This is a genomic window from Paenibacillus sp. J31R34, assembly GCF_059383715.1.
In genome coordinates this window covers 306,616-322,274 of the sequence record NZ_JBXENU010000006.1, presented here as the reverse complement: position 1 = coordinate 322,274, position 15,659 = coordinate 306,616, and the positions used below count along the sequence as shown (strand labels likewise).

The following is a 15,659-nucleotide window of genomic DNA, read 5'->3' as shown; positions in this document are numbered from 1 at the left end:
AGTCTCATAAGAAACTGGTTTTTACTTCATTTTAGCACGTAAACTAGGGTTGGCTGCTTAATAATTGCCACAGTATTGTAATAGCCTCAGCGCGAGAGGCCTCTGCCTGCCCGTCAAACTGTCCGTCTTTACGCCCTTGCAATACCCCTTTTTGTTTCAGCGCCTCGGCTGCGCCACTTGCCCAGTTAGGAATGCTTGCACTATCTGTGAAGCTAGAATCGCCTTGAACAACAGCAATATTAAATGCTCTGGCAACCATGGTTACGAGCTCCGCACGTGTAATACGTTCTTTTGGCCGGAAACTGCCGTCGGCATAGCCGCTTACGATGCCCTTGCTGACCGCCTCTTCAACTGCAGACTTTGCCCAAGTGCTAATTGCGGTACCGTCGGTGAAGCTTGCAGCTCCTCCGCTGTTACCTGTGTTTGTTCCTGCGGCTTTCATGATCATGACTACGAACTCTGCTCGTGTTACAGGGGCATTTGGACGGAATGAACCATCAGGATAGCCGCTTACAATGCCGCTAGCAGTCATTTCCTGAATGGCTTCCGAAGCCCAGTGCTCGTTCACATCAGTGAACGTAGACGTATTAGGAGCGGAAGGCTGGGCTTTGCGGACAATGGTAATTGTGTAAGTCTTTGTCGCCCCGTCTGCTGCCTGCACATTCACTTCAATTCGGTTATCGCCTTCTTTGAGATCAATAGGGCTGTCCAGACTAACGGACTTTCCATTAATATACGCCGTAACTTTCGTTGCGTTAGCAGCAACATCAGGGCTGAGGGTAATCTGGCTGGCTTCTGTTTCTGCGGTATAGGCCGTATCACTGGTTTTATTCAGTACTAATGCTTTACCATGTACCAGGAAATTGACCTGTTTAATATCTGTGTTGCTGGAAACAATAGGAAGGCTTCCTCCGCCAGCTCCGCCACCGCTAGGTAATGGAGAGGGGGAGACAATTTGCACCTGTTTTACATACTCATTGCCTGCCTGATCTTTGGCATAGATGCTTAGCCAGCTATTTTCCGCTATGCTCAATGTAGCTTTGTCGTCGATTAAGGTAAGTGTTGTTCCGTTTTGTTCAAAATAGGAGACGGATTGAATGCCGGTTGCCCATTTCGTTTCAACGGTTCCGCTATGCGAATCATATACGGAAGCAGTGACGCTAACCAACTGATTCGATGAAGGTGTAGCTGTCGTCAATACAATATCAGGTGGTGTAACATCAATAAAAAAAGGATGGGATTCATAATAAAAGTCAAACCCATGAGAATCCTTAGCCCATACATGCAAATACCATTGACCTGTTTGCGTAGGAGTCGCAATTGAAACATTGGAGTCAAATGCATTCCATGCTCCGGACTGAGGAATAGCAGCGCTTGTAGACCACTGATATTTCATTATTTCAGTACCGGGTGAAGAGGGAAGAGATATATTTACATCTGTTGTATGCGTCTGTTGCCAATTCGCGTTGCCATTGGGAGTAAAGTCGACAGTAATCGGTGCAAATCGCTCAAATGAATATCCTTGGGCATCGGCAAATTGCTCTGCATTGTCGTACCCAATTAGGGTGAGTCCTGATGGATTATCTCTAAAAGCAGCGTGATTAATGTATGTAGAATCGCCTTTAACAAGTACCTTTGATAATTGATTATTGGAAAAAGCCGCCCCTGCAACAGCGAAGACACCTTCAGGGAGAGAAAGGGAGGTTAGCTGATTATATGAAAAGGCATCCTGATAAATTTGATAGATACTATCAGGTAGCGAGATACTAGTGAGTTCGTTGTGTGAAAAAACGTTCATATTAAGGGTCATCACACTGTCAGGGATAGAGAGACTGGTTAATTGGTTGTAGGAAAAAGCACCTGATTCAATGTTAGTAACACCTTTAGAAATGACAAGGCTTGTTATTTTATTGTGAGAAAAAGCATAATCTCCAATTATTTTTATGCTACCAATGTTCACACTTGTTAATTGGCTATTCGAGAATGCCTCGAAGGCAATTGAGAAGACACTATCTGGGATAGAAACACTAGTTAGTTGACTAAAATAAAAGGCTCGTATACCAATAAATTTTATACTATCAGGAATAGAAACACTTGTTAATGAATTATAAGCAAATGAAGCTGGTCCAATTCCTGTTATTTGCAATCCATTGATGGATTTTGGAATATTGACATGCCCCGCACTTCCTACGTATTTTGTAATGGTGGCTGTCCCATCTCCATTATTTTCATACTCAAAATCTCCTGAAACTAAAGCAGCAGCATGTACTTGTTGCATAGGAGAGCCCGGCCATACAATTTGTAGAAATAAAGCAAGAACAATCAGCGTGATCCATTTAGCAGATTTCATATTCATAAATAGTGATCCCATCCCTTTGATAAATTAAGCAATATATTTAGCTCTAAGCAGATAGTCCCAATGTACCATACCCATTATTTTGATAGCAATAAAATTATAAAGAAACAAAAGGAAAAATATTAAAAATTAAATATTATAGAATATTTAATTTTTAATTTATTAAAGGGATTCCACTACAAATAAAAAATGCGATCCAGTGATCGCATTTTTCCAAAGCATATATTAAGTTTGACGTTGCTTCCCTCGGTTCCTTTTACCTACCCTACTAACATTTCGTGTTATCGCGAGCAGCTCCCCCAGCGCCCACCCATAAATGACATGGCCAACAAGCCACCAAGTCCACGCGGCGCCGCTTCCGATGGACGGCGTACGATCCGATAAAAGCGTAGTCGGAAAAAGCGCCAATCCGATTAGCAGGCTGACTGCCATTGCAGCATAGGTTTGTCGTACGCTGGGCCAGCGAAAGATCCTGAAGAAGAGAGCTAGTCCGATGCCGACGAGTGCAGATACGACCAAGTGCAAGGCGAATTCCCATAGCTCGGATAGCGCCAGCTCGTTCAGCAGCGGGATATAATCGACATTGAGCAGCAGCGTGTAGACGGTTTGTCCGGTCAACTGCTGAACGGCCTTCATATACAATCCGATCAGCAAGCCAGCCCCTGCGCCAGCAGAGGCTGCGAGGGCAAGCGTCCGGGCTAAGCCGCCGTTGCCTAGTTTGCGTTTACTTCGCAAACCACTGCTCCGCCATCTCCGTATGTGCGTCCGTCACATGGATGCTGATGCTGCGGTATGCCGCCCAGAAGGCTGCTGCATCATCGGTATAGCCAATGCCGAGCACGAAATCCGGAATCAAATCAATCGGCAGCAAAATATAAGCGAGCGCCCCAATGGCAATGACTTTAGCCGAAGTAGGCGTATTGGCGTCAACAGCGCAGTAGTACATAGCAACGGCGTGCTTCGCGAAAGGGATTTTTTTGGCGTGTTTTTTAATTTTACGCAGAAAGCCTTGCTTCACATACTTTTCCTGTTTGGCGGAATCGCCAATTTTGGACGTCCACTCATTCACATTCGGCGTATCCTCGGGTGCCGTCTGCTGCTCCTGTTCATCCTTAAAGCGGTAAGGCTGGCCTGTAATCAAGTTATCCATTATCATTTGCCCCTTTCATTCATAAAATCCATCTATTGCTTAACAGCTTCATAGCTTCAACCATCTAAATTCTAAGCCCGCAAATGCAGGATGTAATGCTTATACGTAGTTATACCCAAGTTTGATTCGTTTTGAAAATAAATCAAAAAACCGCCCCCGCGAATCGGCGCGGGAGGCGGCTTAATGAAAATATAAGAAAGTATAAGATTCCCCCTTATACTCCGCTTATATTTCTCGGACTGAAACGCGCCGAGCCGCCAAAGGACGGCGACAGCCGTTTCACCTTGAGCACAGCTAAGCGCGTGGCTTGAAAATGCCGAACGGCTTGCCAATCGGCAGGAAGCTCCGGCCGAAATGAGCGTTGAGCACGGAAGCGCCGCAGCCGTAAAGCGATACGATGCCGATAGCGAGCTCGGAGTAGGCAGCCAGCGTATGGAAAATTTCAGGTGCAACACCGAAAGCATCGAGCGTAAGTCCTAGGAACAATAGATCAATCAAGCAGAAAATGATCAGCAGCACGCGGTTCGTTTCAACCGCGCCAATGGTCATAAACAAAGTAAATACGAGATAGCCGGCGAAAGCGAAGCCGAGCTGCTTGCCATCAACATCGCCTGCGAGCGCGGTGCCAAAGACACCCATTTTAAACATCCAGCTTGTTGCGACTGCAAACCAGAAAAACGCATACGCGCCGAAAGCTGTCGTACCGAATGTATTGTTCCGCTTGGAATCTTGAATGCAAGCGAATAACTGGGCGAATGCGCCCAGGAAGATGGCCCAGGGGATAACGAAGCTGTAGCCCGTTGTAATTCCGAGCTTTTGGGATGATGCGACCAAGGTGACGATTGCTAGTCCGAATAAGCCTAGGGCGCTCGGATCAGCATTAATAATTTTGACGTTCGATGATTCCTTTTGCATATAAGCCTCCAATAATCCTGCGATTTCCTCTGTTTCATGCGTATTTGCCGACTACTAACACACATTGAAACATTCTAACTGAATTCGAAACAAGAATAAAGGGTATAATTCGTGTCCAAAAGTCGAACTTTGTTGAAATTAGGTGTTTCGTCATGTTTAAAATGGTTTAATAGGTAAAGAGAACTATTACATAAGATAAAAGGGAGCGCTTGCATGTGAACATTCGAAAAAAGCTAATTACAGGTTTTGCAGCAGTATTATTGCTTACTTTGGTAGTTGGAATGATTAGCTTGTTTCAGCTTACGTCTCTTAATCAGGCTTATCAGGATTTGCTGAATGACCGTGTTCAGAAAATTATTTGGGTGAATAAGCTTAAGGAATTGACGATGAGTGAGTTCAGCTATGTAAGGGGTCATTTAATTACCGGAAGCTCATCCCAGTTGGATAAATATGAAGCGAATCGCTTATCTTTTGCCGATACAATAAACCAATTGGGGACCTCTGTTAAAACGCAGACGGCGGTCAATCTGACGGCGGAGCTCAAGCAGCTGGAAGCAGATTATAATGCGGCGGCACTGGAATTTATTGCAGCCAAAAAACAAGACGATATGGATCAAGTATCCTATTTGCTTGAAACAAAAGGTGTGCCAATTGCAGAGAAGTTTTTGAGTGCAGCTAATGAGCTGGAGGAATACCAAACGAACCTGCTGAATGAAGGCAGAACCGTTTTAACGAAGCAAGTGAGCGAAGTGAAGACGATCATTTTGACGACAATCATCGTTGCTATGGTCCTTGGTATCGCACTGGCGCTGCTCATTGGACAAATAATTGCCCGTCCTGTACAGAAGGTAGCCCAGGCAGCGCGGCAAATCGCAGATGGCGACCTGACGGGAGCAGATATTGTGCTGCGACAGAAAGATGAAATCGGAGCGATGGCTTTGGATTTCAATAGAATGAAGCAAAATTTGCGACAGCTGATGCTGGCCATCAATCATAATGCGGTGGAGGTTGAAGCAGCGTCGAAGGAGCTTTCTGGCGGGGCAGAGCAGGCAGTAATGGCTTCCAACCATATAGCGGAGTCTGTGCAGGAGGTATCGGAAGCATCGGATCAGCAGTCTGCGAGCATTAATGAGAATAAGCAGGCGATTGAAGAGAGCGCCATCAGCATTCAGCGTATTGCCGATTCAGCTACGGTTACTTCGGAATCGTCCGAGCTTGCCTTACAGCAAGCAGAACGCGGCAGTGCGCTGCTCGGCGAGACGATTGGCCAAATGAAGCAGCTCCACCTGACCATTGATCAATCTGCTGCTGTCATTTACGAGCTTGGCGAGCAATCGCGGGCAATTGAGGGAATTACACAGTTTATTCGTGAGATTGCCAATCAGACAAACCTGCTGTCGCTGAACGCATCCATCGAGGCGGCACGGGCAGGCGAAGGCGGCAGAGGCTTTGCTGTCGTTGCTGGCGAGGTGAAAAAGCTGGCTGAGCAGACCGGTGAAGCATCCGATAAAATTGCATTATCCATTCGGGCTATGGTGGACAAGGTGAACGGCGCAGTTGTGTCCATGCAGAAGGGCTCCGGTGAGGTTGAGTCCAGCACCGCTTATATGAATCAGACAGGCGAAGCTTTTGAGCAGGTGTATGCGGCTATTCGTACGGTAACCAGCCAAGTTCAGGAAGTATCGGCATCGGCGGAGGAACTGGCCGCTTCGACAGAGCAGCAGCTCGCAACCGAGGAGCAGTTGGTCGTGCTTGCGAATAACATTTCGGGCAATTCTCAAAGCGTGGCTGCCGTTTGCGAGGAGCAGCTGGCATCGATGGAGGAAATTTCAGCTTCGGCCGAAGCGCTGAGCCAGATGGCTAATGTGCTGCGGGGCGAAATTCAGAGGTTTACTTTTGAGAAAGAGCAGGCTTAATTTGTTTAGCTGCTGAGCATGCTTAGATACGAAGGGGCCGTTGTGATACAATGACAATAGACAGCCCATGAGGAGATGATGACAGATGAGCGAGCAAGGAAATGACCAAATCGACGAGCAACAGCTGATCGCGTACATAACGAGTAAGGCGAAGGCATCCGAAGCGGATGTAAAGCTGGTGCTTAAGCATGAAATGACCTTCATTAACAATGCGCAGGAGAATGCTTCTGGCGAGGTTGAAGTTGACAGCGATGAGCTGGTCGATTACATCCTGAAGCAGCGTGATGTGAAGCTGGACGAGCTTATGGTTGAGACGATTCTTGATCTGGAAATGGAATATTTGATGGATCAAGGTGTGGCTGGGTACGTTGATTAAGCCGTATAATTAAAAGAAGCTTTCGAAGCGCCATTTAGGCGTATTCGGAAGCTTTTTTTATTCAGAAGTAAACGAATCCCATGATTGTGGATGTGTCGAAGCATCCCCTTATTCTAGTCGCAAAAGTACTAATAAATAGTCGTCTTATCGGTAGTGAGGGTGGATGTATAAAGGTTATAGTCAAACTAATCAAATGCAGCACTTTTAATGAAGAGAGGACGATAGCGATGAAGGGCGTATGGCATGGGCATGTGAAAATGGGGGAAGGCTCCACGCTGTTTATTTTTACAGTAGAGGAATGGGACGGCGATTACCGGCTTGCTGTGCATTCGGTACCAGGCATATACAGCTTTGAGGCAGGCGGCCTGAAAGCGGAGGGAGGCAAAGGCAATGAGCTTAAGGCAACCGGTCATCTGGCGATGTTTGGGGCGAATATGACGGTTCACCTTATATTTGGAGAAACATCGCTCACAGGCATGGTGACTTTACCGTTTGGCGGTCCCTTTCCGCTCGAAGGGGAGAAAGGGCATCCGTCCTTTCGCAATGATTCCCTTTTAGCGAAAGCTGCTGAGGTGCAGGGCGGAACAGTCGTAGAACGAACGGAGGCGGAAATCGCCGAGCAAGTGGAGCTGCTGCTGGAACGAATGAGCGTGGAGGAGAAAATCGGACAAATGAGCCAGGTCGGAGCGTCGAACTTCTCGTTCGGCGGCGATGTGGAGAGCGAGCCGGTTGAGGTGCTGATCGCAAAAGGGAAGATTGGCTCAATATTAGGCGCATTCGATATGAGTCAGGTACTGGAGCTGCAAAGAATTGCGGTCGAGCAGTCTCCGCTCCGTATTCCGCTGTTGTTTAATGCCGATGTGATTCACGGTTATCAGACGATTTTTCCGGTGCCGCTAGCTTGGGCATGCAGTTGGGATATGGAGGCGATTCGCAAAGCCTGCGCAATCGCGGCAAAGGAGGCCGCAGCTTCCGGCATTACGTATAATCATGCGCCAATGGTCGATGTTACTCGCGATGCCAGATGGGGCAGGGTAGTTGAGGGAGCGGGCGAGGACCCGTATCTTGGCGCTGCCATTGCTAAAGCTCAGGTAGAGGGATTTCAAGGTGAAAGCCTGCTGGATCAGGACACAATGATTGCCTGCTTGAAGCATTTTATTGCGTATGGAGCGGCCGAGGCAGGCCGGGATTACAATACGGTCGATATTTCCGAGCGTACGCTGCGTGACGTGTTTTTGCCGCCCTTTCGTGCGGGCATTGAGGCCGGCGCCGGATCGGTCATGAATGCTTTTAATTTGTACGATGGCATTCCGATTGCTGGAAATACCCGCATATTGCGTGATCTGCTGCGGGAGGAGCTTGGGTTCGAGGGCATGCTCATCTCCGATTATGCGGCCATTGATGAGCTGGTCGTCCATGGCGCTGCCGAGAACGGCAAAGAGGCTGCCGCGCAAGCGCTGCATGCAACGATGGATATTGAAATGGTGACCAGGCTGTACGAGGAGCATCTTCCGGCGCTTCTGGCAGAAGGAAGGGTGACGGAAGAGCAGTTGAATGCGGCGGTGCGCCGGATTTTGACCTATAAATTTAAAATCGGCATTATGGATGCCCCTTATCGTTATGTGAGGCCAGAAGAAGCGTACAAGCATTATTTGTCGCCTGAGCATTTGGAGGCAAGCCGTGACGTAGCCCGCAAATCCATTGTGCTGCTTAAAAATAACGGCGTGCTGCCGCTAGCGTATGGCTCCAAGCTGGCAGTTATCGGGCCGTTCGCGGCCAGCCGGGATTTGCTCGGGCCGTGGCAGTTTTCCAATTTCGCGAGTGAAACGGCGACGCTGCTGCAAGGCTTGGCAGCGAAGGGCTTCGCACCGGAGCAGCTGCTGTATGCAGAAGGCTGCGGCGTGCATGAGCCGCTGGCCGGAGGCATCGAGCGCGCCGTGGAGCAGGCGCGCAAAGCAGATATCGTGCTGCTGGCGTTGGGCGAGAGCAGCGATATGTCTGGCGAGGCGGCATCTCGTATGGATGTGACGCTGCCAGATGCCCAATTGGAGCTGGCTAAGGCAATTGCGCAGACAGGTAAGCCGGTCGTGCTTATTTTGACCAATGGCCGTCCATTGGTGCTGGAATGGTTTGATAACCACATGGCTGCGATAGTGGAAAGCTGGTTCCTTGGCTCGCAAGCGGGGCATGCTTTAGCGGATGTTCTTCTGGGCGATTACAATCCATCAGGCAAGCTGACGATGAGCTTTCCATACAAGACGGGCCAAGTGCCTGTGTATTACAATCATTTCCGAACCGGCCGTCCGCTTACGGAGAGCAACAGCGGCCAGAAGTTTATTTCCAAATACATGGATGGCCCGAATGAGCCCTTGTACCCATTTGGCTATGGCCTCAGCTATACGGCATTTGCTTATTCAGAGCTTGCGCTTAGCCGCTCTGAGCTGCGGGCGGGCGACACGCTGGAGGTTTCCATCACGGTGACGAATACAGGCAGCAGAGCTGGAGAAGAAATCGTGCAGCTGTACGTTCAGGACGTTCACGGTAGTGTCGTTCGTCCGGTGAAGGAGCTGAAAGGGTTCCAAAAGCTGATGCTGGAGGCGGGAGAAAGCCGCAAGGCGGTCTTCACCATTTCAGAAGAGCCTTTGAAATTTACGACAGCAGCTATGACTCACGAGGTGGAAGCAGGGCAGTTTAAGGTGTACGTAGGAGGAAGCTCAAGAGAAACGCTGGCAGCGGGGTTCGAATGGCTGGCATAGATTTAAGCTTAAGAGCGATTAAAGCCTAAAGGAAGCATAAAGTTTTGAGTAAGAGGAACCATCTGCTTAAAATAGCTATGAAAAAGACAAGGAAGAGGGCGAATCCCTCGCTCCTTGTCTTTTTTTGCGTCGTTACATGATTCTTAGCCCACAATTGTGCGAATGGAGTCATGCGGCGGATGCGAATATCCGCATGAACACACGCCTATCAAAAGAAAATAAAGGTTTAGATTGGATAGGGGTGTAAGCTAACGGGCAGGACATTATTATCCTTCCACGAATACTTCAAGTACAGCGAATTTGCGAAGCTTAAATTTAAGACAGTATACAATTCAAACGGTTACACAATCCTTGAAGGACAGATATAGAACTGATTATATAAGTGTGTGAGGAGATCTGGATATGGAATTTATTTACGAAGATGAAACGCTGGCAGTAACTGTTGTTAAAGCGCTCCACACTGGCGATATCCCATCTTTGAAACGACTTCTTGAAGAGAATCCGGGCTTGGCTACGGCAAGAATGATCGGTAGAGACAATAACAACGAAAACAATAGTTGTGGAATGTCTCGAACACTTTTGCATGTCGTGACCGACTGGCCCGGTCACTTTCCTAACGGTGCGGCTGCTGTTAGTACGTTAGTCGAGTTTGGTGCGGAGGTTAACGCTCGGTTCACTGGAGCGCACACCGAGACACCGCTTCATTGGGCTTCGAGTTGCGATGACATTAAAGTGCTTGATGCGCTTCTTGATGCTGGTGCCGATATCGAAGCGCCAGGTGCAGTGATCGCAGGCGGCACACCACTGGATGATGCAGTAGCGTTCGCACAGTGGCGGGCAGCGCATAGGTTGGTTGAACGTGGAGCACAAATCGCACTCTGGCATGCGGCTGCGCTAGGACAAATGGCTGCAATTGAGGCTTACTTCGCCGGTTCCACACTTTCAGAACGATACCCTTGGGGAGCAAGTCGCTCTTCACCTCCGGACAAGATTACCGTCGCCTTCTGGTGCGCTTGCCACGGTGGACAACGGAGCTCTGCAGAGTATCTTCTCGGCCGAGGCGCTGAACTGAACTGGATTTCGGTTTGGGATGGATTGACCCCGCTGGATGCGGCGCAACGCAGTTCTGCTGCTGATCTGGTTCATTGGCTGCATAGCCAAGGCGCCAAATCTGCCGGCGAATTGTAAAGAATCAATATGGTTGTTGAGCCTCAAGCTAGAGTTCCTTAGGAATAAGCTAACGAATTCGTTAGTCCAATAAGAACAGCGGCAGTCTAAGGCTTTTTTCAGTCTTAGTCCGCCGCTGTTTCATTTTTATGGTCTGTCTAATCCTTCATTAACTTTATTGCGGGTTCGTCGTCCAGATACCCGCCGTCTTAATGAAGACGCGTGGCGGCAGCGATATAGCGGCAAGCGCCAAAGCTGCAACATCCTCGGGCTGCATCATGCGGTCCTCATCACCGATTTTGAGGCCAGCTTTCGTAGCCAGCTCGGTATTGACCGTGCTTGGCGTAAGGGCTGTAACGCGAATATTGTGCTTGCGCACCTCTTGCAGCAGCGATTCGGTGAAGCCCAGCACTGCGAACTTGGAAGCGCAGTAGGCCGAACCCGTTGCGAAGCCTCGCTCTCCCGCTGTGGAGGCCACATTAATAATTTCGCCGCTATTTCTGGCAACCATATCTGGCAGTACAGCGCGAGTCACATTGTAGGTGCCGAATAAATTGACATCCATCATGCTCTTCCACTCTTCTGGGTCCATATCCAGCAAAGTGCCGAATTTGGCAATGCCTGCATTATTGATTAGAATATCAATAGGGCCAAGCTGCTCGGTAATCGAGGCAACAGCTGCCTGAACCTCTTGATTAACCGATACATCCGCAGCCGCAAGGCTGACCTGTATCGAATAGCTGGCTTTCAACGTATCGGCGAGCGTCTCCAAATCGGATGCCGTGCGGGAAATAAGTCCAAGGCTTACGCCCTCCTTCGCGAGTGCATGGGCAATAGCAAGTCCGATGCCTTTGCCCGCGCCGGTAATGATCGCTGTTTTTCCGCTTAGTGTCATCATTAATCTCTCCATTCATTAGGGAAATCGCTTCTCGTTTCTCCTCTCCATTATAAAGCTGTCAATAACCGGAATACAAATAAGCCCCAATAAGCGGGCAAATGCTACAAGTCAGGTGGGTCCGTATGAAAATAGATCGATTGCTCAGCATCGTTGTCCTGCTGCTCGGCAGGAAGCGTTGGAATGCGACCGAGCTTGCTGAGCGTTTTGAAGTATCAATCAAAACGATTTACCGCGATATGGATACGCTGAGTCTAGCTGGCATTCCTGTCGTCTCGCACCATGGTGCAGCCGGCGGTTACGAAATTATGGAGCAATACACGTTAAATCGGCAGCTTGCAAGCGCGAAGGAATGGAAGGCGCTGCTTGCTGCAGTGAAGGGAATTGCCTCAGCCCTAGATGATCAAACCTATCATGAGCTGCTCGCCAAAGTGAATGCGCTGCTGCCTCAAGCAGCGCATGAGGAGCAAGCCAGGCAGGGCGAGGAGCTGGTGTTTGATCTGCAATCATGGGGAGCGGGACTGGATTTGAAGCCCAAGCTGGCCTTGCTCCAACAAGCGATTACAGAAAGCAAGGTGGCTTGCCTGCGTTATGCCAGCTCGGCCGGGACCGAAAGCGAGCGGGAGGTTGAGCCGGCAGCGCTCATCATGAAAGGCTCCGTGTGGTATGTGCAGGCGTATTGCCGGGGGAAGCAGGGCTTTCGCATGTTTCGTTTGACGCGCATACTCAGCCTGTCGCTAAGGCTGGAACGCTTCGAGCCGCGGCAGTCGCCGCAATTGGAAGGGCTGATCTGGCGCAGCGACTGGGGAGCAGAACAGGAGACGCAGATGCTTCTGCACTTTCAGCCGCAGGTCAAGCATCGGGTATATGATGCTTTTCCAAGCGTGTTTATTACCGAGCTAGCGGATGGCAGCTTGCAGGTGGCGGGCTCTTTTTCGCTGGATGAGTGGTTTTATGGCTTGCTGCTGAGCTTCTGCCAGCATGTTAAGGTGCTGGCTCCCGTTCATGCCGCTGAAGAAGTGAAGCGCAGGGCACGGCTTATTTATGAAAGCTATTAATTTACAATATTGAATCCGGACATATAGCTGTCTGATAAGATGCGATAAGCTTTGGGTAAATCTAAGTAAGCATGGTGAATGGCTCGCACCTTAGCCGCTGTGCTTATGGAAAAGAGGAAATGACATGATGAAATCAATAGTGGAGCAGCAAGGGACCTTGAAACTGGCGGGCATCGGCGTTCGGACAACAAATCAGGAGGAAGCGGGGCCGAATGGGCGAATTCCTGCACTCTGGACACAGTATTTTCAGCTGGCGGGTACGCACTCCAATGAGGCTCAAGCTCAAGACGATTTTATTTATGGGGTATATACGGACTATGAAACGGATGCAAGCGGCGCTTACACGGCTTTCATCGGACATGCCTATGATTTAGACCTGCCCATGACAACAGAAACAACAGGGGCATCTGCCGCAGCAAACCTACAGCAAATTGTTGTGCCGAGCTCTATGTACCGGGTTTTTGAGACGAGGAGAGGGCCTATGCCGCAGGTTGTCATCGAGGCTTGGCAGGAAATTTGGGCTTATTATGAGACAGCTGCCGAGCAGCGGGCGTATACGGGTGATTTTGAGCGATATGATAAAAATGATTATCAGGATGGGGAAGCAGCCGTTCGTATTTATATCGCCATTAAAGGCTGAATGCTGTTAAGCGTTCGTTAGCCGAGAATGCGTCATGTAAATGCCGAATTCCCCGTCACTGGATGGATCGCCGTTCCTTTTTTTGTGCGAGAGGAGAGGATAACGGTTAGATTGGAAGGGGAAGGCGAATGATCAATAGAAGCAAGCTGGAGCAAATAAAAAAATGGAACAGGACCGGTGAATTTCATCGGTCCATTCAAGCGTTGCAGGAGGCGGTAGCCATTCCCGCTGATATTAGAAGTGAAGCGGGCTGCCAGAAAGGCTTTGATACGCTGTACTTATATGTAGAAGCGCAGCTTTACAGCGGGCATGCGGAGGAAGCAGAGGCGCATTACCCAGCGCTTCAATCGCTGCTGTATACGTGGAATGGCATTTATAATCACAGCTATACAACCAATTATCAGCTGAATTTCATTCGGTCAGCACTGGATTACGCGCTAGGGAGCAAGCTTGCAGCAGGGCGCGGCTTCGCCAGGCTGATGGAGTATGGCGCACAGCTTGATACGCAGCTGCGGGCGGCGATTTATTATTATTTTTCGCTAATGGACTATGAGGATTACAACGTGGTGGATGCGGGAGAGAAGCTGAATTTGGCTAAGCGAGAGAAAGGCTGCACGCCGTTCGTAGCAGAGCTGTTAGACGAATTGGAGCAGTGGATTGTCATTCGCGAAGCACGGATGGAGTGGGAGCAGCTTGATCGCAGCCGCTCAACCTTCCAGCAATTCGGGGAGCTTGCAGCGGGGCAAGAAAGCGGCATCTGCGAGCTAGCGCTGAATGCCGAGGGCAGCTTGGCAGCCGTCCTCTATAATGACGGCATCGTCCGCGTGTGGCTTACAGCGGATGGCCAGCTTCAAGCTGTAATCGACAGAGGAGATGGGGAAGCTGTAAGTGATCGTACTGAAAGCAAAGCTGCAGCAGATAGGGCTGCGTTGTGCTTTAGTCCCGACTCCAGTCTGCTGGCGATTGGCAGTGGAATTGGTGTTATAGATCTCTTTCATGTACATAGCGGGAAGCTGGAGCAGCATTGGGAGTTCTGTGCTGACATACAGAAGCCGCTTCGTGATGCGCCTGATCAGAGCTTTTATACGCATGTCAGCTTTAGCGGCAATGGCCGTTATGCCGTCGTTATTCCGGTGGCCGAGGGCGATGTGCTTCCATTTGTAGATGAGGTGGATATGTCGTGTTTCCACACCGTGTTTGTTATAGAAACAAGCAGTGGACAGTGTGTGCTGCAGCATGCGTTTCGCGAAGGACGAATCGGTGCGGTTGCCTTCAGCGAGGATGAGCGGATGCTGGCGGTCGGCGTTATTGGCCAGGAGGTTGCTGTATGGGAGCTGAATAGCGGCAGTATCATATATTTCGATCATGATTTTGTGACGGTGCAAGATCATGGTCGCATGGCGCTTGCGAATACGATTGCTTTTGCACATGGCAGCTCCATGCTTGCTTATCCGGCAAGCGATCATACGATTAAAATAATCAGCATGAGTGAGTGGGGCGGCGTCTATACGATTCAGCGGCGGGCGATTGTACTGGAGGAAGGTGTTACAGTCAGCGCGATAACGTTCAGCGAAGATGGTGCAACGCTCATTTCGGCGGAGGATCATAGCCGTTGGAAACATGGATTGCTCAGCGTTTGGGATGTGGAGCGGGCACAGCAGCTGCATACGGCCGCCATTGAGCGGTCCGTCGCTTCTAAGCTTGCTATTCATGAACAAAACGATGAGCTATGGGTGCTAACCGGCCCGCTCTTGGAAATCCGCAGGCTGAGTACGCTGGAGCAGCTAAAAAGGCTCGACCCTTGCCAATGGCTCAATTCCACAGCCATATTGCAAAATGCCAGCGTGCTTGCTGATGACAGAGCCGCCTGCGCCATCGCCTTTAAAGGCAAGGTGCGGTTTTTCAGCTAACGGTAGATTGCCAAGCTTATAATAATAGGATCGGTCTGCTGTCGCGGACTCATGCAGCAGGCTGGAGTCGTTAAGAAAGGCTTTATTTTTGATTTAATAGCAGGCGGCATAGGTCGGGATAAACCTCCTGATTGTTCAGAGCCATAAGCAAGTAATCGGTGTTTACATCCTCCGGCATAACAGCCGAAACGTAGGCAGCAAACTCATGATAGGATGGGGGAGCATCGGCAAACAAAGGATGGTTTGGACTGGAGAATAGCGTGTGACGCTGCTGAATGTCGGCAACCTTTGCGTTATAAAAGCGGATGCTATGCTCATCGCTATCGGAGGCAGTCCCCTTCATGCGATGATTTAACATATAAAGCACATCGTGCAACGCTCTTGTCTGCTGCTCCGTGAAATCATGATCCAATAAAAATAGGTAGAATGGAAACTCATCTTTTGCCATAATCGTCCTCATGAGCTTCATTTGATATTTTAATTGTTCTATTTCTTCATGTACATTCATTGAATTTCCCCT

Annotated in this window: 13 protein-coding genes; 7 read left to right on the top strand and 6 right to left on the bottom strand. The window is 49.3% G+C overall.

Annotated features, from left to right (window positions below; genetic code table 11):
• Window positions 1–43: 43 nt before the first annotated feature.
• The 4 genes from AC50YG_RS18540 to AC50YG_RS18525 form a co-directional block, all read right to left on the bottom strand.
• The gene (locus AC50YG_RS18540; protein ID WP_494828480.1) at window positions 44–2,356 is read right to left on the bottom strand and encodes a leucine-rich repeat protein; all 2,313 of its coding nucleotides are present in this window, start codon (window positions 2,354–2,356) and stop codon (window positions 44–46) included.
• A gap of 225 nt (window positions 2,357–2,581) precedes the next feature.
• On the bottom strand, window positions 2,582–3,091 hold the full coding sequence (locus tag AC50YG_RS18535; RefSeq protein WP_494828478.1) for a hypothetical protein: 510 nt from the start codon (window positions 3,089–3,091) through the stop codon (window positions 2,582–2,584).
• Window positions 3,081–3,506, bottom strand: coding sequence for a YkvA family protein (locus tag AC50YG_RS18530; protein ID WP_494828476.1), 426 nt, complete (start codon window positions 3,504–3,506; stop codon window positions 3,081–3,083). Before AC50YG_RS18530 ends, AC50YG_RS18535 begins: the two co-directional genes overlap by 11 nt.
• A 294-nt stretch (window positions 3,507–3,800) precedes the next feature.
• Complete coding sequence (locus tag AC50YG_RS18525) at window positions 3,801–4,421, bottom strand: acetate uptake transporter (RefSeq protein ID WP_494828474.1); 621 nt, start codon at window positions 4,419–4,421, stop codon at window positions 3,801–3,803.
• A 215-nt stretch (window positions 4,422–4,636) separates the two neighbouring features.
• Here AC50YG_RS18525 and AC50YG_RS18520 point away from each other — a divergent pair, with 215 nt between their 5' ends.
• The 4 genes from AC50YG_RS18520 to AC50YG_RS18505 all read left to right on the top strand — a co-directional run bounded on the left by AC50YG_RS18520 (window position 4,637) and on the right by AC50YG_RS18505 (window position 10,657).
• Window positions 4,637–6,337, top strand: a complete 1,701-nt coding sequence (locus AC50YG_RS18520; RefSeq protein WP_494828472.1) for a methyl-accepting chemotaxis protein — start codon at window positions 4,637–4,639, stop codon at window positions 6,335–6,337.
• An 85-nt stretch (window positions 6,338–6,422) separates the two neighbouring features.
• On the top strand, window positions 6,423–6,713 hold the full coding sequence (locus tag AC50YG_RS18515) for a hypothetical protein (RefSeq protein ID WP_341280093.1): 291 nt from the start codon (window positions 6,423–6,425) through the stop codon (window positions 6,711–6,713).
• A 227-nt stretch (window positions 6,714–6,940) separates the two neighbouring features.
• Entirely contained in the window at window positions 6,941–9,469 is a 2,529-nt protein-coding gene (gene bglX / locus AC50YG_RS18510) for a beta-glucosidase BglX (protein ID WP_494828470.1), read from the top strand.
• A gap of 402 nt (window positions 9,470–9,871) precedes the next feature.
• On the top strand, window positions 9,872–10,657 hold the full coding sequence (locus AC50YG_RS18505; protein ID WP_473755898.1) for an ankyrin repeat domain-containing protein: 786 nt from the start codon (window positions 9,872–9,874) through the stop codon (window positions 10,655–10,657).
• A gap of 154 nt (window positions 10,658–10,811) precedes the next feature.
• Here the strand turns inward: AC50YG_RS18505 and AC50YG_RS18500 are convergent, their stop codons facing one another.
• Window positions 10,812–11,531 (bottom strand): 3-ketoacyl-ACP reductase, encoded by a 720-nt coding sequence (locus tag AC50YG_RS18500; RefSeq protein ID WP_494828803.1) that lies wholly within the window; start codon window positions 11,529–11,531, stop codon window positions 10,812–10,814.
• A 125-nt stretch (window positions 11,532–11,656) separates the two neighbouring features.
• Between AC50YG_RS18500 and AC50YG_RS18495 the strand changes: the two genes are divergently transcribed.
• From AC50YG_RS18495 to AC50YG_RS18485, 3 genes are all read left to right on the top strand, one after another.
• Window positions 11,657–12,589 carry a helix-turn-helix transcriptional regulator gene (locus tag AC50YG_RS18495; protein WP_494828467.1) on the top strand — a complete coding sequence of 311 codons (933 nt, stop codon included), beginning with the start codon at window positions 11,657–11,659 and terminating at the stop codon, window positions 12,587–12,589.
• 124 nt (window positions 12,590–12,713) lie between these two features.
• Window positions 12,714–13,229, top strand: a complete 516-nt coding sequence (locus AC50YG_RS18490; protein WP_473755896.1) for a GyrI-like domain-containing protein — start codon at window positions 12,714–12,716, stop codon at window positions 13,227–13,229.
• 128 nt (window positions 13,230–13,357) lie between these two features.
• On the top strand, window positions 13,358–15,139 hold the full coding sequence (locus AC50YG_RS18485) for a WD40 repeat domain-containing protein (RefSeq protein WP_494828465.1): 1,782 nt from the start codon (window positions 13,358–13,360) through the stop codon (window positions 15,137–15,139).
• An 82-nt stretch (window positions 15,140–15,221) separates the two neighbouring features.
• On the opposite strand, the gene AC50YG_RS18480 is transcribed toward AC50YG_RS18485, so the two are convergent.
• On the bottom strand, window positions 15,222–15,647 hold the full coding sequence (locus tag AC50YG_RS18480; protein WP_494828463.1) for a hypothetical protein: 426 nt from the start codon (window positions 15,645–15,647) through the stop codon (window positions 15,222–15,224).
• Window positions 15,648–15,659 lie beyond the last annotated feature (12 nt).

Excerpts from the sequence above, each read along its gene's own strand:
- AC50YG_RS18540 (WP_494828480.1), bottom strand. The coding sequence starts at position 2,356 with ATGAATATGAAATCTGCTAAATGGATCACGCTGATTGTTCTTGCTTTA.
- AC50YG_RS18530 (WP_494828476.1), bottom strand. The coding sequence starts at position 3,506 with ATGGATAACTTGATTACAGGCCAGCCTTACCGCTTTAAGGATGAACAG.
- AC50YG_RS18525 (WP_494828474.1), bottom strand. The coding sequence starts at position 4,421 with ATGCAAAAGGAATCATCGAACGTCAAAATTATTAATGCTGATCCGAGC.
- AC50YG_RS18515 (WP_341280093.1), top strand. The coding sequence starts at position 6,423 with ATGAGCGAGCAAGGAAATGACCAAATCGACGAGCAACAGCTGATCGCG.
- bglX (WP_494828470.1), top strand. The coding sequence starts at position 6,941 with ATGAAGGGCGTATGGCATGGGCATGTGAAAATGGGGGAAGGCTCCACG.
- AC50YG_RS18505 (WP_473755898.1), top strand. The coding sequence starts at position 9,872 with ATGGAATTTATTTACGAAGATGAAACGCTGGCAGTAACTGTTGTTAAA.
- AC50YG_RS18500 (WP_494828803.1), bottom strand. The coding sequence starts at position 11,531 with ATGACACTAAGCGGAAAAACAGCGATCATTACCGGCGCGGGCAAAGGC.
- AC50YG_RS18495 (WP_494828467.1), top strand. The coding sequence starts at position 11,657 with ATGAAAATAGATCGATTGCTCAGCATCGTTGTCCTGCTGCTCGGCAGG.
- AC50YG_RS18490 (WP_473755896.1), top strand. The coding sequence starts at position 12,714 with ATGATGAAATCAATAGTGGAGCAGCAAGGGACCTTGAAACTGGCGGGC.
- AC50YG_RS18485 (WP_494828465.1), top strand. The coding sequence starts at position 13,358 with ATGATCAATAGAAGCAAGCTGGAGCAAATAAAAAAATGGAACAGGACC.
- AC50YG_RS18480 (WP_494828463.1), bottom strand. The coding sequence starts at position 15,647 with ATGAATGTACATGAAGAAATAGAACAATTAAAATATCAAATGAAGCTC.